This is a genomic window from Xanthomonas sp. 4461 (assembly GCF_024806475.1).
GTDB lineage: Bacteria > Pseudomonadota > Gammaproteobacteria > Xanthomonadales > Xanthomonadaceae > Xanthomonas > Xanthomonas arboricola_F.
The window spans coordinates 599,249-618,591 of the sequence record NZ_JANTYV010000002.1 but is presented as its reverse complement, the minus strand read 5'-3'; the positions used below and the strand labels follow the sequence as shown (position 1 = coordinate 618,591).

Genomic DNA, 19,343 nt, shown 5'->3' with positions numbered 1-19,343 from the left:
GGCACAACGCGATCAGCTATCGGCAACGAGTGCCAGCTGGGTTAGATACAGGCGCAGGTCGAACTCGAGCTGGTGGTAATCCGGCGTCATGTGGTTGCACAGCTGATAGAAGGCCTTGTTGTGATCGGCCTCTTTCAGGTGCGCAAGCTCGTGCGCCACGATCATCTGCAGGAACGGCTCCGGTGCATCGCGAAATACCGAGGCAATCCGAATTTCGCGACTGGCCTTGAGCCGGCCGCCGTGCACGCGCGAGATGGCGGTATGCGTGCCCAGCGCATGTTTCACCACCTGCAGGTGGTTGTCGTAGATCGCCTTGTGCAGGGTCGGCGAGGAGCGCATGTAACGCTCCTTCATTGCCTTGACGTAGTCGTACAAGTGGCGATCGGTGCGAATGCTGTGCCGCTCCGGATAGCGCCGCGCCAGTACCGCGGCGAGCTTGTCCTGTGCGATCAGCTCGCGCACCTGATCCAGGACGGCGGGCGGGTAACCGGCGAGATAGCGAAGAGTGTCCATGGCGATCGATTGCTGCAAGGCCTGCATGATCGCCGATGCCGGCGGCGCTGGCGAATCCGGGAAAGCGGGTGCGCTGCATGGCGTCGGAACAATTCCCGGCGATTGCTTTCACTGCCACCAGTCTCATGTATGGACGTGCGACCGGCTCGCCCGCTGCGTGGTCGCGGTCGACCTGACGCCTCTTGCAAACGGTCTTGAGAGATAGCGACTTTGCGATGTCCACGCACCGTCGACGCGCCTGGTCTGTGCATGATTCCTGCGCGCCATTGGCTCTGAGCACCGTCTGCGTGTGGCAGCGTGTGTCAGCTGTATTCACGAATGCGGCACATGCCGATGGGTAGCGTGCAGCGCATGTTTTGCGGCGATGTGTCGCAAGCACACGATCGAACACGGCACCGTGCCGGATTAGGAGACAACAACATGATCAAGTGGGCCATTATTTTCGCCATCATCGGACTGATTGCCGGTGCGCTCGGATTCGGCGGGATGGCAGGCGCTGCGATGGGGATTGCCAAGTTCCTGTTCTGGGCCGGCATCATCATTGCCATCGTGCTGTTTGTGCTGGGCATGACGATCGCCAAGAAGGTGACCTGACGCGCCACGTGCAGCTAGGCAGCGCCTTGCTGTCGGCTACACTTTTGCAAGGAGAGCGGCCACTGGCCGCTCTCTTTTTGTCAGCGCCTTGTACGACGCGATCGTTGAAGGCGATCTCAACCGCAACTACCTCGCGGACGCAGATCAGACGCCCGTGTCGTCGGCGGTCGTGTGCAGCGCTATGTTGAGCTGGTCGATGGTCACGATCCAGTCGGCATCGTCGAGACGTTCTTCACGCAGCAACTGCGCTTGTGCAGGTGTCCAGAATGGCGCTTCTTCCAGGCGCATATCGCCCGGCAAGGGCGAGTGCTTGGCGATGAAGTTGCCGATGCTGACCTCATCGGAGGGCAAGCCCAGCTGGGCGAACAGGTCAGAAAATGGGTGGACAGGTTGTTCCATGGCAGATCCTTCGTGAGTGCGGATGACGGGTGTTGATGGCTGAATGTTAAAGCCCCCAGTTTGAGGGCACTGTGCACGGCCGGCTTGGAATTGCCTGCGCCAATGACCATATCGTCAGCCTGACCAGACAAGGTGAGACGAGCATGGCGACCGGATGGGCGGGTGATGGGGCGGTGCAGGACCAGATCGATGCCACCGTCGAAGATGCGATCCAGCGAGCGCGCAGCCAGCTGCACCAGGGGCCGAGCCTGACGCATTGCGAAGAGTGCGATGCGCCTATCCCCGAAGCGCGACGCAAGGCAGTGCCTGGCGTGCATCTGTGCGTGAACTGTCAGCAGGCGCATGACCTGGAGCAGGGCGCGCAGGGCGGCTTCAACCGTCGCGGCAGCAAGGACAGCCAGTTGCGCTGAATGCGTCGGCGCGCCTGCGAATGGCTGGCGCCTCAGTTGACCTTCAACCATTCTCGACGCGAGCGGGTTGCCCCGTCAGCCGCCATTGCTTCGCGCGCTCTGCGGTTGCCAATCACCGCTACCGTAGCTTACGCACCCTTTGCTGGCTCAATTCGCGCTGAAGCCGCTGCTCTCGCGCCACCGGCGCGTGGTGCGCTGGAAGAACAGGCTGTTTGGAACCTGCAACACGCTGCCCGCATGGTCGCCGGTTTCTTCCAGGGTGGTGTAGATCACGTTGATATCGATCACGCGCCCCTTCAGGCCGGGCTTGTCGCCACCTTCGAGCAACTCGATATGGTCGTGCAGGCGAAACGGGCGCGTGGTGATGATCAGGAAGGTGCAGAAGATATTGGACAGCACGCTCCATGCGGCGAAGAACGCCACCGCACCGACCGCAGCAAAGCCGGTGAAGGCCGTCCACAGCGTGCCGCCAGAGACACCGGCAACGCGCAGGACCATCAGCAAGGCGCTGATCGAAATGACGAAGCTGCCAACGCGGCGGATGCCGATCATCATCTCGGCGGGCACGTTGTAGCGCGTGCACAGGCGCCGCAGCAATTGCCGCAACAACAGCCGCACCAATCCGGCCAAGGCAAGTATCAGCACGATCTTGATCGTGGGCACTGCGATTGCCAGCCACTGCGGGTTCCAGTGAGGCAAAAGGCTGCGGATCATGGCGGGCAAGGGGTCGGACGCGGACATCGGATCGGGCAGACATGGAGCGGGCATCCATTGTAACGGCGCAACCTGCACGCGGCAGGTGCGGGGGATGAATGCGTGGAGTGCCGAGTGTTATCGACAGCAGCGAGTGCTGTCGCTGCTAGGGACTCAAAACGCCGCGTCTCCGATGCCGAGCGTCTTGTGGTGTGCAGGCAACGCGTCTTCCGTTGCGATAGATGGTTGCGACTCAGTGCCGATCACGTGCGTCATGTGTCACCAAAGCCGCCAACCGCTGCAACGTCTGCGCGATTGCGTGGACAGTCGCCCACTGATCCGGCGTGCTGGCACCGATGCAGGACGCGTGCTTCGGACGAGTCTCCAGCAGGCAGGCCTCGATCCGCGTAGGCGTCAGCCTGAGTTGCACTTCTTGCAGCGGCAGCGCATCGGAGCAGTGGGGTGTGCACAAGGCCAGGACCAGGCCGAGCAGGTGTGGCATGACGATCTCCAATGTCGATCAGGCGTGACACCACGGTGGTGGCGGCTTGCAGCGAGATGGCGCGGGGAGCGCACGGTTGCAGACTTGGATGCGGCAGCCGGCCAAAAGGTTTAGGGCAGTCAAACAAAGGGCCGTGCTCGGCGCCAGGCGGGTGCGGCCGGGCTCGGTGCGGCATCTATCCCACGTACACGCCGGGTGCTGCGTGCCGTGTGCGCCTGCCTGACGCCGCTTGCTGCGCTTTGTCAGCCGCTTTTAAAGCGGTGGCGGCTGCCACGCGGCGTGCCACTGGCAAACACTGCGACGCCTCCAGTAGCCAGAGCGCTGGCGCCGCCCCGGACCAAGCGATGCGGGGCTGCAGGGATGCCGGCAGGTCAGTGGTCTTTCGACCGGTCTTGGAAAAGTTCGCCAGGCCTTAAACCTTTCCGTTGCCCGGCGCATCCAACTGGCTATGCTCGACACCTCCGTGCCCATCGACGCCCTGCCTTGCGCCACTCCCGCCGACCGCGACGACGCGGCGTTGGCGCGTGCGGCAGCCGCTGGCGAACGCGCAGCGTATGAGACGATCTATCGCCGCCATTCGCCGCGGCTGTATGCGCTGGTGTGGCGCCTGTGCGGCGGGAATGCCGCGCGCGCCGACGACGTACTGCAGGACACCTTCATCGCCGCGTGGAAGGCGTTGCCGCAGTTTCGCTTCCAGAGCGCGTTGGGCACCTGGTTGCATCGGCTCGCCGTCAATACCGCATTGATGGAACTGCGCGCGCGCTCGGCGTTTGGCGATCGCGCCAGTGACGACGCTGACGAACTTCTCGCGGCGGTTCCCGATGGCGCGGGTTGTCATTCGATACGGATGGATCTGGAGCGCGCCCTGGAAACCCTGCCGCCACGTGCGCGGGCGGTGCTGGTGCTGCACGATATCGAAGGCTGGAAACACCATGAAATCGCCGACCAACTGCAAATGGCAGTGGGCAGTTCGAAGGCACAACTGCATCGCGCGCGCGGTCTGCTGCGCGCCCGGCTTGGAGAACACGCATGACCCCCGATCCCCCTGATCGCATCGCCGCCGAGTCCACGGCCGAAGACGCTGTGCTGCGTGCGCGCCTGCAGGCGTTGCCGCAGCAGCGCCAGCCGCCTGCGCAGGTGTGGGAGCGCATCGCGCCGGCATTGGTGCCGCACGCCGCTGTGGTGGCGCGCCGGCCGCGCGGCCGGTCCCGGGCGATGCCGGTGCTCGGGGTGGCGCTGGCAGCGGCGGTGGCCGTGGTCGCGGTCGTGCCAGGTCTCAGGCAGCACACATCGCCACTGCGTCCTGCGCAGCCGGCGCTCGTCGCGCAGGCGCAGGCGATGGCCGGGCAATACCAGCAGGCCATTGCGCAGGTTCCGGTACAGCAGGTGCCGGCCGATTTGCGCCCTGCGCTGGACGAGCTGGATCAAAGCGCACAGGCCATCCATGCCGCCATCGCGCAGAGTCCGCGGTCGGCCTTTTTGTTATCGCAACTGCAGCGCACCTACGCCAAGCGGCTGCAGTTGACCCGTCTCGCCTCCCAGGGCCAGACACCTTTTCTAAGTTGAGGAGCATGCTCATGCACTACGCATCTGTTTCCCTGCTGCTGTTGGCTGCGGTGTGCGCTGCACCGGCAGCTGCGCAAACCGCGGTCAACCAGAGTCATCCCATGGCGCGCGGCGGGCGCGTGGAGCTGGAAAACATCGCCGGGCAAATCCGTGTGCGCGGTTGGGACCGCGACGAGGTGGCGCTGACCGGGACCTTGGGCGAGGGTCAGCGGTTGGAGGTCGATGCGAGTTCGAACCGGTTGCAGCTGGAGGTGATCTATCCGCGCACCAGCCGCAACGGCAAGGGCGCCCAGCTGGAGTTGCGCGTACCGCGTGCCGCCATGCTGCAGGTGGATGCGGTCAGCGCGTCGGTGGATGTGGATCAGGTCGATCTTGCGCGGCTGCAGCTCAAATCCGTCAGTGGCGACGTGGTGGCACGCGGGCGTGCCAAGGAAGCGCAGCTGGAGACGGTCAGCGGGACGTTGCGCAGCACGGTCAGCAGCGGGCGGGTGACGCTGGGCACGGTCAGCGGGCAGATCGACGCGCAAGCCGGTGCCAGCGGGGTCGTGTCGGCCGAGTCCGTCTCCGGCGATATCCGGATCGGTGCGGGGCAGGTCTCGCAGTTGCGTTCGCAGAGCGTGTCTGGCTCGACCGCAGTGACGGTGACCGGACTGGCGCCGGGCGGCAGCATCTCTGCCGAGAGCGTCAGCGGCACGATCACGCTGGGGGTGCCGCGCAACGTGTCGGCGGCGCTGAATGCAGAGGTCTTCAGTGGCGACATCCGCTCGGTGGCCGGGCGGGTCGAACGGCCGGAGTACGGCCCCGGCAAGAGCTTGCGTGCGACGCTGGGGGCAGGCAACGGCGATATCAAACTGGAGTCGCACTCGGGTTCGGTGCGTATCGACTACAGCAACTGATGCCGAAAACAAACGTGCCACCTTGCGGTGGCACGTCGGTAACACGTCAAGGAAACCCTTGGCTGCAGCTGCTTGAGCGCGCGCTGCGCAGCAAGCGCTAGCGTGCTCGCTGCTTACGCGATCTTGTCGCCGTCGTTGCGGGCGGGGCCGAAGTTGGTGGTGAGCACTTCGATCCGGCCGCCGGTCTTGCGGAACGCGGCGATGTCGGCAGCGATGCGCTCACGACTGAGCGGCTGCGACTTGCCTTCGCTGCGAGCGATGCTGGGCTGGGATTTCTGCTTGGTCGCGGGACGTGCCATGTGGCCTCCTGTAGCGGGGAAGTGCAATGACACCGCGTGCGGCCAGGGTGGTGCGCGCGGAAGCGGTGTCGAGAAGTGCGATCGCGTTCGGTGCGCCATCGCGGTGGCACGGCGAGCGTGCCTTGCTGACACGACGGCGGGGCGTCAGGCAGCAACCGCTTATTATAGGCGCTGAGCGCCGATTTGTGTTAACCGTCCGACGGGCGGGCGCCTTGTGCCGCCGCCCATGCCAGGCCCTGCACCACGCCGAACGAGGGGTCGCCATGCACCAGGCGCGATTCCGGGAACACCGCGGCCACGGCGTCGCGGATATAGCCGGCGCGCGACATGCCGCCAGTCAGGAACAAGGTAGCCGGCGGCGCAGCCAGGTCGGCGCGCACCTGCCCAAGCAGGCCTTCCAGCTCGCGCAGATAACTGGAAGCGGACGCAACCAGTGCGCTGGCCTGCACGTCCACGCCCAGCCCGCGTTCGATGAATTCCAGCGATGCCTGGTGCCGGTCGAGCTCGCTGAGTGCGATCTTGCAGGCTTCCACACCGCGATACAGGCGCGCGGTATTGCCGGTGTCCTGCAATGCCTGCAGGCGTTTGTCGAACGGGGCAGGTACGTCCTGGTACTTGTGCAGGCGGAATTCGCGTTGGCGGGTCATGTCCTGCACCATCGCCGCTTCCACGTAATGGTGCGCCGGCACGCGGGTGATGCCGCGGCCGAACAGCGGCATGTAGGCCGCGAGACTGAGTGCCAGATCGATGTCGGTACCGCCGCGCGCGATGCCCCAGGCGCGGTGCACCTGCGGCGGGGCGCTGCCGCCGACGCTGGCATGGGCGATGTCGGTGGTGCCGCCGCCGATGTCCACCACCACCGTGTCGTGGCGGGTGTCATGGCTGACGTGGTAGTGCATCGCCGCCGCTGCGGGTTCTTCGAGAAACTCCACGCTGTCGAACCCTGCAGCGATTGCCGCAGTCTGCAGAATCTCCAGCGCCTGCGCATTGCCGGCCTCGCCGATCGAACTGCGAAATTGCACCGGGCGGCCAAGCACGGCGGTGCGGATGTTGAGATCGAACTGGCGCGAGGCGGTCAGGCGGATATGTTCCAGCACGTGCGTGGCGATGCCGGTGATGGTCTGGCGCGCGCGCGGGTGCAGGTTGTAGCCCAGCATCGACTTGGGACTCTGCACCAGGTTGCCTTCGCCTTCGAGAAAGTAGGCGTCCAGCGCATCGTCGCCGTATACCGCGTTTTGCAGCAGCGCCGCCGAGCTGCGCGGCTCGCGCACCTGCTCTTCCATCCATTGCCGACGCACGATGCGCAGCGCCTCGCGGCGCAGACTGTCCTGATTGGGCGTGCGGCCAGCGGCAACGGCGTCGCGGCGGCCGGAGTCGATCAGGCGCTGCATTTCGTATTCGAGCGCGGGCGTGAGGCTGAAATCCTCCGGGTCGCGCATGGTGTCGGGAAAATACACTGTGGTACGGAACTGCAAGGCCTCGCCGAAGCGCACCGGCGCCACCTGCCCATCGACGATCGCCGCGGCGGCGGAGTTGCTGGTACCGAAGTCGATGCCGAGTTTCATGCACAGTGCCTGAGAGCGGGGCGCGCACTGTACTACGGCTGCCGCGTGCTCCGTCCAGATCGGCACGCAGGCATTGCGCCCCGGCCGCTGTGCCGCGTGCGCGTCGGCACGCGGCACAGCACGTCAGGCCGCGATATCGTCCACGTGACCCTGGTTCAATTCGTCCGTGGTGGCTTCGCGCACCTCCACCACCTCCACCGCGAAGTGCAGGGTCTGCCCGGCGAGCGGGTGGTTGCCGTCCACGGTGACCTGGTCGGGGCCGACCTCGGTCACGGTGACCAGCACCGGGCCCTGTTGGGTGCGCGCCTCGAACTGCACGCCGGGTGCCACCTCGACATCAGTGGGGAAGGCATCGCGCGGCACGTGCTGGATCAGCTGCTGATGACGCGGGCCGTAGCCTTGCTCAGGCGCGACATCGGCAGTGAGCGTGTCGCCGACGCGCCTGCCGTCCAGGGCCTGCTCCAGGCCGGGAACGATATTGCCGGCACCGTGCAGATAGCTCAGCGGGGTGTCCGGGGTGGAGCGGTCCAATACCTGGCCGCTGTCGTCGGAAAGTGTGTAGTGAATGGTCGCAACGCGACCTTGGCTGATTTCCATTGGAAACCTCCATGACGGGTGATCGAAGGGGAGTGCATCGGCTGATTCACGATGCGAACAGATGCTGCCCGCACACCGTAGGCAATCGAAGCCGGTCATGCAACCGCGGCTGCAGTTGCGGTTGGGGCGAGGATCAGCTTGGTGGAGAGCGTGGCTGGACCAGGCTACGCAGCGATCCCTTGCTGCGTGGGCACGGGCGATGCGGGTGCAGATCTGCTCGTGGCGCGGTCTGCGCCGATGCGCTGGCGGCCGTGTGCTGGATCTGCTGCAGCGCGAATCCGGCTGAAACGCCGCACCTCGCGCACGCTCGCGTGCGCGTCAGACATCTATGGACCTGCTCAGTCGGTCTGAGCGCCACGCTCAATCTGTGCCCGGCGCGCGCGCCAGGTTTCCGGTGTCTGCGGTTTGATGAACAACGCGGTGAGCTCGGGATGCTGGCGCTTGGCCGCCGCTTCGATGCGCCCGACACAGGCTTCGATCTGCGGCGTGGTGCGGCTGTCTTCGAACTCGGCGCTGAGCGCGGCAACGACCTGGTTGGGGCCCATCTGCATGGTGAGCACGCCGTTGGCGGCGCGCACATCCGGGTCGCTGGCGGCGATGCGTAGCAGCGACTCGGTGACATGCGCATGCGCCGGCTCGCCGATCAGCAAGCCCTTGGTTTCGCGCGCCAGCAGGAAGGCGGTGAAGGCGAGCACGCCGGCAATGCCGATCGATGCGATGCCGTCGAGCTCGGGCATGTCCAGCAGCTGCGCGCCGGCCAGGCCAAGCAGCGCCATGAACAGGCCGATCAACGCTGCGCTGTCTTCCAGCAAGACGGTAAAGGTGCTGGGGTCCTTGCTCTGGCGAAACGCCTCGAAATAGCCCATGCGGCCCTTTTTGGCACGAAATTCGCGCAGCGCCACCACCCAGGAAATGCCTTCGAACACGATCGAGACGCCGAGTACGCAGTAGGCGACAAGATGGCTCTTGGCCGGCTCGGGATGACGCAGGTGCACGATGCCTTCGTACAGCGACACGCCGGCGCCCATCGCAAACACCAGCAGCGCGACGATGAAACTCCAGAAGTACAGTTCGCGCCCGTAGCCGAATGGGTGCGTCGGCGTTGGCGCTTGCGCGGCGCGGCGCAGGCCGTACAGCAGCAGGACCTCATTGACGGTATCCACCAGCGAATGCACGCCTTCGCTGAGCATGGCCGAGCTGCCGGAAATGCCTGCCGCAATGAATTTGGCCACTGCGATGGCCAGGTTGCCGGCCAGCGCAACGTAAACCACCAGGTGCGAGCCCTTGGGCTTTGCAGGAGTGCCTGGGCTCGCATTGCCGGGGCCGTCGCTGGCGTTACCGGTGTCTGTGGCGGTCGGTACGGGAGGCGCTGGCTGGTTGGACACGTACGACCTGCAAGGTATTCGATAAGCCCGGCACTATCGCGCTGCGGCCGTGCCGGGTGCGTGATCGCAACGCCGGAGAGCTACAATCCACAGCCGTTTTTGATCAAGGACCCGCATGTCTACCGTTCCCGCCTGCCCGCAATGCGGCCAGGACAACACCTATGCCGACGGCGCATTGTCGATCTGCGCCGATTGCGGTTTCGAATGGAGTGCAGGTGAGGCTGCCGCGAGCGCGACGGTCGTGCGCGACAGCAACGGCAACGTGTTGCAGGCCGGCGACACGGTGACGGTGATCAAGGATCTCAAGGTCAAGGGCTCGTCGATTCCGCTCAAGCAGGGCACGGTGATCCGCAATATCCGCCTGGTCGAAGACGATGCCGAACATATCGAAGGCAACTCGGAAAAGATCAAGGGGCTGGTGCTGAAGACCTGTTTCCTGCGCAAGGCCTGAGCCTGCCGCCGCCTTGGTCAGGTGTCATCTGGAGTCAGATGTCATCTGGCGTATGTAGGAGCGCGCTTGCGCGCGATGATGCATGCTCGATGACGCTTCGTCGCGCGCAAGCGCGTTCCTGCGCTGCGGCACGCTCAATCGCGCGGATACACCGCTGCCACCATGCAGCTCTGGCGCATGCGACCAAACTGTCCGCCGCGCGTCGTGCTCAGGTCGCCTTGCTGGCCCGCACCGACGCTGGCGCCGGCAAGGCCGATTTCGTCGAGGACATCGACCTTGTCGCCAGGATTGCCGCAGATCGCATTCAAGCCCATGCCGGATACGAAGCGAATCGGCGGTGCGCCGCTGAGTTCGCGGCAGCTGTCCATCAACTCGACGCGATAATGGCGGTGCGTGCCGGGGTGGCGCGGCGACACTTCCACCACCAGGCCCTGGGCGTCTTCCGACCACGCGCGCAACATGCTGGGATTGAAGCAGTAGCTGGATGAGCCGGCGAAGCTGCGACGTCGCGCCTGGCGTACGCTGACGCCGTCCAGCGTGGGGATTCCGTCGCGGTCGCGTTGCCGGGCAATGCCGGCGTAATCGCGCGCGCTGAGCGTGGCGACCTGGCCGATGGCGCAGCGTTGCTGCCCGACGCCGACAAACGCCTGGGCGCCGTTGCAGACCCAGCCGTGCGGGGCGAGCAGCGTGGCATCTGCCTGTGCGGCGAGCTGTGGGCAGTCCTGCGCCAGCTGCAGGCGGAACAAGCGGCCGTCGTGTTGGGCGACGGCCAGCGTGCGTGCGTCGGCCTGATGCAGTTCCGCAACCTGCCGCGCATCCAGGCAGTCTGCGCCTGGTGCCGCAGGACGTGTGGTTTGTGCCGATGCAGCGGCCATGCTGCAGGCCGCAACGTGGATGCCGAACAGAACCGCAGCGAACAGGCGCATCACGCACATCCTTGGCAATGAGGTCGCCGCATCATGTGCCTGTAGCGCTGCGTTGACAATCGCGCGATCCGTGGCACTGGATCAGCCCGTCAAACAACAACGCTGCGCGGTGGGGGAGGGCGGCACGCGGCACGTCGCGCGAGCCGCAGTCGCTGCCCCCGCTTGTCCGGTCAACGCGCCGATGGTGCGCTCATGGCGTTTCAGGCGGGTCCGAATCCAGCACCTGCAGCTTGGCGCCGGTGGTCTGCGGCAGGATGCGCTGGTCGGTGGCGACCAATACCACGCCAGGGGTCAGCAGCGGCAACAGCCCGGCCAGAAATGCGGGCGGCACCTGCAGGCGCGCGACGGTGGCGGCGTCCAGTGCCTGCCCTGCCGCGGATGTACTGCCGGGAATGCCGATTCGCATCCAGTTGGGCATGCGCTGGCCGGGCAGTCCGGGCAGGTCGCCCGGCAGAAAGCCCTGGCCGACGATGAACGCCTGCGTGCCCAGCGGCGCGGCGCCTGGCTGTGCATGCAAGGCCACCTGCGCGCGTCCGATTTCCACACCGTTGCGGTAAACCACCAGTTGCTGGTCGGTGCTGCTGATCAGCATCGAGATCGGGCCGGTCGGTGCCAGCTCCGGCTGCCAGGCGAACGCCTGACCGCTTGGCAGCGGCAGCAGGGCGCGCTCGGCGCCGGTGGTGGGATCGATCGGGCTGAGCGCGCGCGGATGCACCACATCGTCGGCGCTGATGCCGGCCTGTGCGACCACCACCACCATGCCCATGTTGGAATTGTCGAACAGCAATCGCGCAAATTCCGAAGGCAGATGCACGCAACCGTGCGACTCCGGATAGCCGGGCAGGCCGCCGGCGTGCAGGGCGACGCCGTCCCAGGTCAGCCGCTGCTGATACGGCATGGGGGCGGCGTTGTAGATGTTGGAGCGGTGGTCCTTGTCCTTCTGCAGGATGGTGAACACACCGGTGGGCGTTTCGTGCCCCGGCTTGCCGGAACTGATGGTGGACACGCCGATCAGGATGCCGTTGCGATACGCATAGGCGCGTTGTTCGGTCAGGCTGACGATCACCGCCATCGGCCCCCAGCCTTTGCTGACGCCACCCCAGATCCATTGGCCCGGTTGGAGCTGCGCGGGCAGGGTATCGGCAGGGCTGGACTGGCGCGCGCCCCAGAACGGCAGGGCGAGCGCCTGCCCGCCGATCAGCAGCGTGCAGCACAGGGCAAACGAGAGAAGGCAGCGCATGGGTCGTCCAGCAGCAAGGGCTGCCTGGATGCTAGCGGCATGCGCTGTGCGCGTCATGTGGCGACGCTGCGGTGTCGGCGTGCCACGCGAACCTGGGCTGCGCACGCAGGGCAGCCAAGCTGGCCGGTCTGCGTAGGTAGTGCCGTACTGCATCGCGCACTGCGCGTACGCACCGCATTGGCTGCCGATCACTGCCGCCTGGTTGCGGCAGTGATCGGCCAGCCGGGGTGGAATCAATCCGCCAGTGCGGGGTAGTCCGTATAGCCCTTGGCACCGCCACCGTACAGGGTGGCCTGGTCGACCTCTGTCAGCGGCGCGTTCTCGCGCAGGCGACGCACCAGATCCGGGTTGGCGATGAACGGGCGGCCGTAAGCGATCGCATCGGCGTAGCCGCTGCTGATGGCCTGTTCGGACATGCCGCAGTCGTAGCCGTTATTGGCGATCCACGCACCATCGAACTTGGCACGCAACGCGGCGTAGTCGAAGGCGATGTTGTCGCGCGGGCCGCCGGTAGCACCCTCGATCACGTGCACGAAGGCCAGCCCGCCGATCAGGTTGAGCCGCTCGACTGCACGTTCGAACAACGGCTGCGGATCGGAATCGTGTGCGCCGTACACCGGGGTCACCGGCGACAGCCGCACGCCGGTGCGCTCGGCACCGATTTCGTCGGCGATGGCCTGCACCACCTCGCTCAGCAGGCGCGTACGGTTTTCGATATCGCCGCCGTAGGCATCGGTGCGCTTGTTGGAGCCATCGCGCAGGAACTGATCCAGCAGATAGCCGTTGGCGGCATGCACTTCCACGCCATCGAACCCGGCATCGATCGCATTGCGTGCGGCGATGCGGTAGTCCTCGATCAGCGCGGGGATTTCATCCAGCGCCAGTGCGCGCGGCTCGGAGACATCCTCGAAGCCGTTCTTGGTGTAGGTCTTGCCTTCGGCGCGAATGGCGCTGGGCGCGACCGGCACTTCGCCAGGAGGCAGCACGCTGGTATGCGAGACGCGGCCGACATGCCATAGCTGCAGCACGATCTTGCCGCCACGGCGGTGCACTGCATCGGTGACTGCGCGCCAGCCTTCGACCTGCGCCTGGGTGTGGATGCCGGGGGTGTCCAGATACCCCTGGCCGAGCGGGCTGATCTGCGTGCCTTCGGCGACGATCAGGCCGGCGGTGGCGCGCTGGCCGTAATACTCGGCAGCGAGCGGCGAGGGCACCTGGCCGGCGCCGGCGCGGTTGCGTGTCAGCGGCGCCATGATCACGCGGTTGGCAAGATCCAATGCGCCCAGGCGCACCGGGGAGAACAACGGAGATTCAGTGGATTTGGACATCAGCAACCAGTTCGAGTTGGATCGCGCCAGGCGCGGCACCACGCCGATCGCGGTGCCCCACAGCGATGGTGGCGGACCCAAGCAGATTCGAGCGACGTCAATAGGACACTGCGTCTCCACACCCGTCAGGCCGGTGGAACTGTGATGTGCTGCGGATCAGCGCTGAACCGTCATCGGCCGACACCTTTCGCCGATTGCTGCGTTGCACAATAATAAGCTGCCCCGTCATCCTGGAGTCGGGCATGTCCGATATCGACCTCTCCGCGCCGCCACGCGTGCCACGGCGCGACTACGTGCTGATCCTGCTTGCGCTGGCGATGGGCGGTTTTGCGATCGGCATCAGCGAGTTTTCCACGATGGGCCTGATGACGCAGATCGCGCAGGGACTGCAGATCAGCGAACCGCAGGTGGGCCATGTCATCAGTGCCTATGCGCTGGGTGTGGTGGTCGGTGCGCCGTTACTGGCGATCCTGGGCGCGCGCTGGCCGCGCCGCACCTTGTTGTTGTTGCTGATGGTGTTCTACGCGCTGGGCAACCTTGCCAGTGCGCTGGCGCCCAGCTATCACACGATGCTGTTGTGTCGCTTCATCGCCGGCCTGCCGCACGGCGCGTATTTCGGCGTCGCGTCCCTGGTTGCCGCCTCGATCAGTCCGCCCAATCAACGCGCCACCGCAGTGGGACGCGTGCTGTTGGGCCTGAGCGTTGCCTTGCTGGTGGGCAACCCGCTGGCGACCTGGCTGGGGCAACTCGTGAGCTGGCGTTGGGCGTATGCCTCGGTGTCGGTGATCGCGCTGGGCACGGTGGCGGCGGTGGCGGCGTTGCTGCCGCCTGCGCCGGACGAGCCGCGTCAGCAGCCACTGCGCGAGCTGCGTGCGTTCAATCAGCCGCAGGTATGGCTGGCGTTGGCGATCGGTGCGGTGGGCTTCTCGGGAATGTTCTGCGTTTTCAGTTACCTGGCGCCAACCCTGACGGCGGTCACCGGCGTCGCGCCTGCGCGCATTCCGTTGGCAATGGCCGCATTCGGCGTTGGCGGCGTGCTTGGCAGCATCCTGGGTGGGTGGTTATTCGACCGCATGCAGTTCCGCGCGGTGCCGGTGCTGCTGGTGTGGTCGATCGTGGTGATGCTGACCTTCCCGCTGGCCGCGCATTCGGGGCTGTGGGTGTTCGTCTCCATCGTGGCGGTTGGCACGATGGGCGCGCTGGCGCCTGCGTTGCAGACCCGCCTGATGGATGTGGCGGCCGAAGCGCAAACCTTGGCGGCAGCGTCCAACCATGCCGCCTTCAACACCGCAAATGCCTTGGGCCCCTGGTTGGGCGGCATGGCGATCACCGCGGGCTGGGGCTGGACCTCCACCGGGTACGTGGGTGCGGCCACGGCACTTGGCGGCTTACTGGTCTACGCGCTGGCGGTGTGGCAGGAGCAACGCCAGCGCACGTTGGTGACCCACTGCTGATGGGTTGCTCCGTGCAGCTGCGTTTGCCGGCCGGCGTGGGCTGCGCTGCTTGGGGTGGTCTGTTGACGTTGGGCTTGCGCCTTCCATCTGGGAAGCGTGCGACGCCGGCTGACGGCGTGGCGGGCTGATCAACACGCCACAGCGCTCGTTCGCTACTGCGTCCCTATGGGCGTTGCATGCGCGCACCGCATCGACGATCAACTCACAGCGATGCGTCGAGACTGCAGCCTTTTCGCAAGCGGACCGAACAGCGCCATGACCGAATTCACTCCGCCACCGTGGAAGCGGCCCACTCCCAAGCGAAAGAGCGCATCCACAGCGTTGACCGAGGCACAGAAAGCCGCCGCGAAACAGCGTGCAGCAGCGGCCGGGCGGCCGTATCCGAACCTGGTCGACAACATGTGGGCGAGTCGGCAGCCAAAGGACTCTTGATGCGTCGTTGCCATCGATGAATCGCAGTTCATCGGCCGCACGATGGCGTGAGGACGAGCCGCGCATCGCTCACATGCCGATTATGGTCGCGCCGCCAGGATGCAGCCGTACACAACGTTTACGGCATCGCAATCAACGCATCGATTGCGCTAATCCCCGAAAGCCGACGCATCGCACTTCGCAGCGTCAGCGCATCCAGCAAGGAGCGACACATGAGCATTCAGAGCAAGACCGAGCATAGCCTCAACGACCTCATCGCCATTTCCCGCGACGGCAAGGACTTCTACGACGAAGCCGCGGCCAAGGTTGGCGACGCAGAGCTGGCGACGTTGTTTCGCCGCATTGCCGGCGTCAAGACCGACATCGTGAGCAGCCTGAGCAGCGTGGTCGTCTCGGCCGGTGGGACGCCGGAAAAGCACGGCACCATGGTCGGCAGCATGCAGCAGTTCTACGGCAAGGTGCGCGCGACGCTGGGCGACACCAAGTACGGCTACGTGGCCGAGCTGGAAGAATCCGAAGACCGCCTGCTGAAGGCGTTCGATGAAACCATTGCCGATGCCGACACGCCGGCCGCTGCACGCGACGCCGCACTGCGCCTGCTGCCGGAAGTGCGTGCATGTCACGACGTGATGCGCAATCGCAAGCATGCGATGAAGAACGCCGCATAACGCGGTAGCAAGACCGAAGCGCATCTGTACCGATGCAGCTCTCGGAGTAGATCGATACAGGCGGGAAACGGGTAGCGCGAGCTGCCCGTTTCTTTTTGTGTGCGCGGCATGCTGGCCATCATGTGGCGAACAGATCGCCACATCGAAGGTGCCGTTCCACGGCGCTGGTGTGTTCCACGCTGGCGATGGATTGCGCGGCATATTCGCGCATGCGTCAGGTCTGCTAGTATCCGCCGCCCTTCTTCAGCCAGGCCCGCGCAGGCGGTCGTGGAATCACCCCATGAAGCAGCAGTTTCTATATCTGTCATCGGCCGAGGCGCAGTTGTCGCTTGGCTTGGGGGAAGAGAAGACCACCGAACGTCTGTTCTTTGCGGTGATGGCCGACGCCACCACTGCCGAGCGTGCGGCAGGCATCGCCAACGGGCTGCTGCAGAGCGGGCAGGTGGATGGCAAGCCGTTGGGACGCGAGCGGCTGCATGTGACCTTGCATCACCTGGGCGATTACGCCGGCGGGCTGCCGCCCTCGTTGGTGAGCCGTGCAAGCCAGGCCGCCGAGCGGGTGGCGATGGACGCCTTCGAGGTCGAGTTCGACCGCGTCGGGACGTTCGGTGGACGGCGCTCGCAACTGCCGTGCGTGCTGCGTGGCGAAGAGCGCGTGCGCGGGCTGTATGCGTTGCAAGGGGCGCTTGGCCGTCAGCTGGCACACGTGGGCATCGCTGGCGATGCGCAGTACACGCCGCATATGACGCTGCTGTATTGCAACCAGAGCTTGCCGCAACGCCGTTGCGACGCGCTTGCCTGGACGGTGCGCGACTTTGCGCTGGTGCGCAGCTTTCTTGGCCAGTCGCGTTACCAGATCGAAGGCCGCTGGCCGCTGCGTTAGGCCGCAAGCTGCGTTGATCGGTAAGGCTGTGTGCAGACGCGCATGCACGCGGTAGCCTGCGCGCATGGATGCCATCACACCCCTGCCGTTGCATGCCGACCATCTGGCCGCGTTGGAACAGGCCTATGCCACGCCGCCGCGCGCCTACCATCACTTCGGCCACGTGCGTGCACTTCTGCACCACTATGCCGAGGTCGCTGCCGGGCCGGGTTGGCAACGGCCGATGGAGGTCTGGCTGGCGGTCCTGTTCCACGATGCGATCTACCAGCCCGGGCGCAGCGACAACGAAGCCGAATCTGCGAAGTGGGCAATGGACTGCATCCCGCGCTGGTGGCCGCATGCCGAAGTGGATCTGCAGCGCGTGCAGGCGCTGATCCTGCTCACCGCGCGCCATGGACAACTGCAACCGCAGGATGTGGACGAGGAGGCCGCGCTGTTCCTGGATTGCGACATGGCGATCCTGGCCGCGCCCGCTGCCGTCTTCGATGCTTACGACCGCGCGATCGCCGAGGAATACCGGGGCCATGTTCCGGCATTGCTGTTCCGGCTCAATCGCCGCCGCTTCCTGGCCGGGCTGCTGAAGCGCCCGCGTATCTTTCTCAGCGACTATTTCCACGCACGCATCGATACGGCCGCGCGGGACAACCTGCGTCGCCGGTTGGGTCGCTGAGCCGCCGCTGCCGCCGCGCGGCGCGCGACTCCGCAGCGGCGGATGCGCACGACGCTACAATAGCCGCATGCACGACAGCGCCATGTCCGCCTCCGATCCCCGCCCGCAACCGCCGCAGGCACCCGCGCCCAACGAGTGCTGCGAAAGCGGCTGCCCGCTGTGCGTGCACGATCTGTACGCCGAAGAAATGACGCGTTATCGCCAGGCCCTGGCCGCCTGGGAAGCCCGTCAGCTGGCGCAGGCGCGGTGAGCGAAGCGCCGCGCTTCGCGGCGAGTGCCGGAACGATTATCTTTGGATCACTTTTCCCGATGGTGCGACATGCGACGACTTGAACGATGGAGCGCGCTCTGCGGCGCGGCGATGGTGACGCTGTCGGGAATGGCCGCCGCCCAGGCTCCGGAACCGATCAGCCACGGGCGTTTCGAACAGATCCCGGTGTTGATGCCCAAGGACGAGCCGCAGCGCGTGGTGATCTGGCTGGCGGGCGCAGGCAATGCCGGCAAGCGCCAGGCCCAGGCGCAAGCGTTGCGCGACGATGGCGCGATGGTGGCGATGGTGGATACCGCGCATCTGTACGCGGTCCTGCGCAAGGCCGGCGGCACCTGCGCGTTTTCGGTGGGCGATGTGGAGAACTTCTCGCGCTACCTGCAGGCCTTCTATCACATCCCCACCTACCGGTTGCCGTTGCTGGTGGGCGATGGCGAAGGTGCGGCGCTGGCGTATGCCATCGGCGCGCAGGCCAAGCCGCATGTGCTGGCCGGCGTGCTCACCGATGGTCTGTGCCCGGCCACGGTGTCCGATCAGGCGATCTGCCAGCCAGGTGTGCGTCCGGGCGGCAATAGCCTGGTTCCGGCGACGCTGCAGATTCCCTGGGTGCTGGCCGGCAGCCAGGACAAACGGTGTCCTGCAGCAGCCGAGGACGCCTTCCTCAAGCAGGTTCCGCAGGCCCGCACCTTCAAGCGGTCTGCGCAGGGCGACATCCTGCCCGGCCTGCGTGCCGCAGCCCGTTCGCTGGGCGAGCAGAAGGGCGTGGCCTTGCCGCCCCCGCCGGGCGGCCTGACCGACCTGCCGGTGGTCGAATTGCCGGCCAAGCCGGACGGCGACGGCGACGACGACACCTTCGTGATCTTCGTGTCCGGCGACGGCGGTTGGGCCGGGCTGGACGAAGAAGTCGCCGATGCGCTCGCCGCGCAGGGCATCCCGGTGGTCGGGCTGGATTCGCTGCGATACTTCTGGACCGAGCGCACGCCGCAGGGCTTCGCCACCGACCTGGACCGCATTGCGCGCGTGTATGCGCAGCGCTGGCAGCGCAAGCGCGTGGTGCTGATCGGCTTCTCGCAAGGCGCCGATGTGCTGCCGGCGGCGATCAACAAGCTGCCGGCGCAGACCAGGCAGAACATCCGCATGACCGCGCTGCTGTCGGTCGGCAAGCTGGCCGATTACGAATTCCATGTCAGCAACTGGCTGGGCTCGGATGACGAAGGCCTGCCGATCGCGCCGGAAGTGCAGCGTCTGCCGGCCGGCACCACGGTGTGCATCTACGGCCAGGACGATGGCGATGCGTTGTGCCCGAGCCTGCCGGCGCAGGCCGCCAAGCGCGTGGCGCTGCCGGGCGATCACCACTTCAAGGGCGATTACGCGACCCTGTCCAAGGTGATCATGGAGCAGCTGCACGGCTTGTCGACGCCTTGACGTGCAGGGCATCGTAACCACGATGCCCTTGCCATCGGTCGGTGCGGCTCAGGCACTGAACCAGGCGCGGCTGTCAGTGCTGCAACGCTCCCAGCCAGGCGGGCGCGGCCGCTGACAGGTGTGGCTGTGCCACTGGTGTGCGCCAGCTGTGGGGGCGCCCCTGGCGATGGTTGACTCCA

The 19,343-nt window shown here is 66.0% G+C and carries 23 protein-coding genes; 12 read left to right on the top strand and 11 right to left on the bottom strand.

What is annotated here, in order from left to right; all coding sequences use genetic code 11:
- Window positions 1-12 precede the first annotated feature (12 nt).
- Entirely contained in the window at window positions 13-540 is a 528-nt protein-coding gene (locus tag FHY19_RS10435) for a M48 family metallopeptidase (protein WP_259165899.1), read from the bottom strand.
- Between the two features lie 393 nt (window positions 541-933).
- Between FHY19_RS10435 and FHY19_RS10430 the strand changes: the two genes are divergently transcribed.
- Window positions 934-1,107, top strand: coding sequence for a DUF1328 domain-containing protein (locus tag FHY19_RS10430; RefSeq protein ID WP_003489471.1), 174 nt, complete (start codon window positions 934-936; stop codon window positions 1,105-1,107).
- 144 nt (window positions 1,108-1,251) lie between these two features.
- Here FHY19_RS10430 and FHY19_RS10425 read toward each other — a convergent pair whose 3' ends face one another.
- On the bottom strand, window positions 1,252-1,506 hold the full coding sequence (locus tag FHY19_RS10425) for a DUF2789 domain-containing protein (RefSeq protein ID WP_259165898.1): 255 nt from the start codon (window positions 1,504-1,506) through the stop codon (window positions 1,252-1,254).
- 143 nt (window positions 1,507-1,649) lie between these two features.
- Between FHY19_RS10425 and FHY19_RS10420 the strand changes: the two genes are divergently transcribed.
- Window positions 1,650-1,916, top strand: coding sequence for a DksA/TraR family C4-type zinc finger protein (locus FHY19_RS10420; protein WP_259153426.1), 267 nt, complete (start codon window positions 1,650-1,652; stop codon window positions 1,914-1,916).
- A gap of 147 nt (window positions 1,917-2,063) precedes the next feature.
- On the opposite strand, the gene FHY19_RS10415 is transcribed toward FHY19_RS10420, so the two are convergent.
- Window positions 2,064-2,657 (bottom strand): mechanosensitive ion channel family protein, encoded by a 594-nt coding sequence (locus tag FHY19_RS10415; RefSeq protein ID WP_259165897.1) that lies wholly within the window; start codon window positions 2,655-2,657, stop codon window positions 2,064-2,066.
- Window positions 2,658-2,862: 205 nt separating this feature from the next.
- Entirely contained in the window at window positions 2,863-3,111 is a 249-nt protein-coding gene (locus FHY19_RS10410) for a hypothetical protein (RefSeq protein WP_259165896.1), read from the bottom strand.
- Window positions 3,112-3,559: 448 nt separating this feature from the next.
- On the opposite strand from FHY19_RS10410, the gene FHY19_RS10405 reads away from it, so the two are divergent.
- Genes FHY19_RS10405 through FHY19_RS10395 form a run of 3 tightly spaced genes read left to right on the top strand, consistent with a single transcriptional unit; the run spans window position 3,560 to window position 5,573 of the window.
- The gene (locus FHY19_RS10405) at window positions 3,560-4,144 is read left to right on the top strand and encodes an RNA polymerase sigma factor (protein WP_259153429.1); all 585 of its coding nucleotides are present in this window, start codon (window positions 3,560-3,562) and stop codon (window positions 4,142-4,144) included.
- Window positions 4,141-4,677: a hypothetical protein gene (locus tag FHY19_RS10400; RefSeq protein ID WP_259165895.1), complete on the top strand. Its 537-nt coding sequence runs from the start codon at window positions 4,141-4,143 to the stop codon at window positions 4,675-4,677. Before FHY19_RS10405 ends, FHY19_RS10400 begins: the two co-directional genes overlap by 4 nt.
- 11 nt (window positions 4,678-4,688) lie before the next feature.
- Complete coding sequence (locus tag FHY19_RS10395; protein WP_259165892.1) at window positions 4,689-5,573, top strand: DUF4097 domain-containing protein; 885 nt, start codon at window positions 4,689-4,691, stop codon at window positions 5,571-5,573.
- Window positions 5,574-5,686: 113 nt separating this feature from the next.
- Here the strand turns inward: FHY19_RS10395 and FHY19_RS10390 are convergent, their stop codons facing one another.
- From FHY19_RS10390 to FHY19_RS10375, 4 genes are all read right to left on the bottom strand, one after another.
- The gene (locus FHY19_RS10390) at window positions 5,687-5,872 is read right to left on the bottom strand and encodes a hypothetical protein (protein ID WP_010366034.1); all 186 of its coding nucleotides are present in this window, start codon (window positions 5,870-5,872) and stop codon (window positions 5,687-5,689) included.
- Between the two features lie 188 nt (window positions 5,873-6,060).
- Window positions 6,061-7,437 carry an Hsp70 family protein gene (locus FHY19_RS10385; protein WP_259165891.1) on the bottom strand — a complete coding sequence of 459 codons (1,377 nt, stop codon included), beginning with the start codon at window positions 7,435-7,437 and terminating at the stop codon, window positions 6,061-6,063.
- A 123-nt stretch (window positions 7,438-7,560) separates the two neighbouring features.
- Window positions 7,561-8,034 carry a peptidylprolyl isomerase gene (locus tag FHY19_RS10380; RefSeq protein WP_259165890.1) on the bottom strand — a complete coding sequence of 158 codons (474 nt, stop codon included), beginning with the start codon at window positions 8,032-8,034 and terminating at the stop codon, window positions 7,561-7,563.
- 338 nt (window positions 8,035-8,372) lie between these two features.
- On the bottom strand, window positions 8,373-9,419 hold the full coding sequence (locus FHY19_RS10375; RefSeq protein WP_259165885.1) for a cation diffusion facilitator family transporter: 1,047 nt from the start codon (window positions 9,417-9,419) through the stop codon (window positions 8,373-8,375).
- A 115-nt stretch (window positions 9,420-9,534) separates the two neighbouring features.
- Here FHY19_RS10375 and FHY19_RS10370 point away from each other — a divergent pair, with 115 nt between their 5' ends.
- Window positions 9,535-9,870 carry a zinc ribbon domain-containing protein YjdM gene (locus tag FHY19_RS10370; RefSeq protein ID WP_259165882.1) on the top strand — a complete coding sequence of 112 codons (336 nt, stop codon included), beginning with the start codon at window positions 9,535-9,537 and terminating at the stop codon, window positions 9,868-9,870.
- 134 nt (window positions 9,871-10,004) lie between these two features.
- Here FHY19_RS10370 and FHY19_RS10365 read toward each other — a convergent pair whose 3' ends face one another.
- The 3 genes from FHY19_RS10365 to FHY19_RS10355 all read right to left on the bottom strand — a co-directional run bounded on the left by FHY19_RS10365 (window position 10,005) and on the right by FHY19_RS10355 (window position 13,364).
- On the bottom strand, window positions 10,005-10,805 hold the full coding sequence (locus FHY19_RS10365; RefSeq protein ID WP_259153436.1) for a hypothetical protein: 801 nt from the start codon (window positions 10,803-10,805) through the stop codon (window positions 10,005-10,007).
- Window positions 10,806-10,986: 181 nt separating this feature from the next.
- Entirely contained in the window at window positions 10,987-12,036 is a 1,050-nt protein-coding gene (locus FHY19_RS10360) for a L,D-transpeptidase (RefSeq protein WP_259165864.1), read from the bottom strand.
- A 233-nt stretch (window positions 12,037-12,269) separates the two neighbouring features.
- Entirely contained in the window at window positions 12,270-13,364 is a 1,095-nt protein-coding gene (locus tag FHY19_RS10355; protein ID WP_259166368.1) for an alkene reductase, read from the bottom strand.
- Window positions 13,365-13,606: 242 nt separating this feature from the next.
- Between FHY19_RS10355 and FHY19_RS10350 the strand changes: the two genes are divergently transcribed.
- From FHY19_RS10350 to FHY19_RS10325, 6 genes are all read left to right on the top strand, one after another.
- On the top strand, window positions 13,607-14,818 hold the full coding sequence (locus FHY19_RS10350; RefSeq protein ID WP_259153439.1) for an MFS transporter: 1,212 nt from the start codon (window positions 13,607-13,609) through the stop codon (window positions 14,816-14,818).
- Window positions 14,819-15,462: 644 nt separating this feature from the next.
- Complete coding sequence (locus FHY19_RS10345; RefSeq protein WP_104614037.1) at window positions 15,463-15,918, top strand: PA2169 family four-helix-bundle protein; 456 nt, start codon at window positions 15,463-15,465, stop codon at window positions 15,916-15,918.
- A gap of 280 nt (window positions 15,919-16,198) precedes the next feature.
- A complete protein-coding gene (locus FHY19_RS10340; protein ID WP_259165860.1) occupies window positions 16,199-16,801 on the top strand; it encodes a 2'-5' RNA ligase family protein in 603 nt (200 codons plus the stop codon).
- A 64-nt stretch (window positions 16,802-16,865) separates the two neighbouring features.
- A complete protein-coding gene (locus tag FHY19_RS10335) occupies window positions 16,866-17,471 on the top strand; it encodes a hypothetical protein (RefSeq protein ID WP_259165858.1) in 606 nt (201 codons plus the stop codon).
- Window positions 17,472-17,538: 67 nt separating this feature from the next.
- Complete coding sequence (locus FHY19_RS10330; protein WP_259153442.1) at window positions 17,539-17,721, top strand: oxidoreductase-like domain-containing protein; 183 nt, start codon at window positions 17,539-17,541, stop codon at window positions 17,719-17,721.
- 69 nt (window positions 17,722-17,790) lie between these two features.
- Window positions 17,791-19,164 (top strand): AcvB/VirJ family lysyl-phosphatidylglycerol hydrolase, encoded by a 1,374-nt coding sequence (locus FHY19_RS10325; protein ID WP_259165855.1) that lies wholly within the window; start codon window positions 17,791-17,793, stop codon window positions 19,162-19,164.
- Window positions 19,165-19,343 lie beyond the last annotated feature (179 nt).

Bases quoted from the DNA above. Each gene is read 5' to 3' on its own strand.
- FHY19_RS10360 (WP_259165864.1), bottom strand. From the start codon at position 12,036: ATGCGCTGCCTTCTCTCGTTTGCCCTGTGCTGCACGCTGCTGATCGGC.
- FHY19_RS10370 (WP_259165882.1), top strand. From the start codon at position 9,535: ATGTCTACCGTTCCCGCCTGCCCGCAATGCGGCCAGGACAACACCTAT.
- FHY19_RS10420 (WP_259153426.1), top strand. From the start codon at position 1,650: ATGGCGACCGGATGGGCGGGTGATGGGGCGGTGCAGGACCAGATCGAT.
- FHY19_RS10330 (WP_259153442.1), top strand. From the start codon at position 17,539: ATGCACGACAGCGCCATGTCCGCCTCCGATCCCCGCCCGCAACCGCCG.
- FHY19_RS10405 (WP_259153429.1), top strand. From the start codon at position 3,560: ATGCTCGACACCTCCGTGCCCATCGACGCCCTGCCTTGCGCCACTCCC.
- FHY19_RS10395 (WP_259165892.1), top strand. From the start codon at position 4,689: ATGCACTACGCATCTGTTTCCCTGCTGCTGTTGGCTGCGGTGTGCGCT.
- FHY19_RS10335 (WP_259165858.1), top strand. From the start codon at position 16,866: ATGGATGCCATCACACCCCTGCCGTTGCATGCCGACCATCTGGCCGCG.
- FHY19_RS10435 (WP_259165899.1), bottom strand. From the start codon at position 540: ATGCAGGCCTTGCAGCAATCGATCGCCATGGACACTCTTCGCTATCTC.
- FHY19_RS10365 (WP_259153436.1), bottom strand. From the start codon at position 10,805: ATGTGCGTGATGCGCCTGTTCGCTGCGGTTCTGTTCGGCATCCACGTT.
- FHY19_RS10385 (WP_259165891.1), bottom strand. From the start codon at position 7,437: ATGAAACTCGGCATCGACTTCGGTACCAGCAACTCCGCCGCCGCGGCG.
- FHY19_RS10345 (WP_104614037.1), top strand. From the start codon at position 15,463: ATGAGCATTCAGAGCAAGACCGAGCATAGCCTCAACGACCTCATCGCC.
- FHY19_RS10390 (WP_010366034.1), bottom strand. From the start codon at position 5,872: ATGGCACGTCCCGCGACCAAGCAGAAATCCCAGCCCAGCATCGCTCGC.
- FHY19_RS10410 (WP_259165896.1), bottom strand. From the start codon at position 3,111: ATGCCACACCTGCTCGGCCTGGTCCTGGCCTTGTGCACACCCCACTGC.
- FHY19_RS10355 (WP_259166368.1), bottom strand. From the start codon at position 13,364: ATGTCCAAATCCACTGAATCTCCGTTGTTCTCCCCGGTGCGCCTGGGC.
- FHY19_RS10350 (WP_259153439.1), top strand. From the start codon at position 13,607: ATGTCCGATATCGACCTCTCCGCGCCGCCACGCGTGCCACGGCGCGAC.
- FHY19_RS10325 (WP_259165855.1), top strand. From the start codon at position 17,791: ATGCGACGACTTGAACGATGGAGCGCGCTCTGCGGCGCGGCGATGGTG.
- FHY19_RS10380 (WP_259165890.1), bottom strand. From the start codon at position 8,034: ATGGAAATCAGCCAAGGTCGCGTTGCGACCATTCACTACACACTTTCC.
- FHY19_RS10425 (WP_259165898.1), bottom strand. From the start codon at position 1,506: ATGGAACAACCTGTCCACCCATTTTCTGACCTGTTCGCCCAGCTGGGC.
- FHY19_RS10400 (WP_259165895.1), top strand. From the start codon at position 4,141: ATGACCCCCGATCCCCCTGATCGCATCGCCGCCGAGTCCACGGCCGAA.
- FHY19_RS10430 (WP_003489471.1), top strand. From the start codon at position 934: ATGATCAAGTGGGCCATTATTTTCGCCATCATCGGACTGATTGCCGGT.
- FHY19_RS10415 (WP_259165897.1), bottom strand. From the start codon at position 2,657: ATGTCCGCGTCCGACCCCTTGCCCGCCATGATCCGCAGCCTTTTGCCT.
- FHY19_RS10340 (WP_259165860.1), top strand. From the start codon at position 16,199: ATGAAGCAGCAGTTTCTATATCTGTCATCGGCCGAGGCGCAGTTGTCG.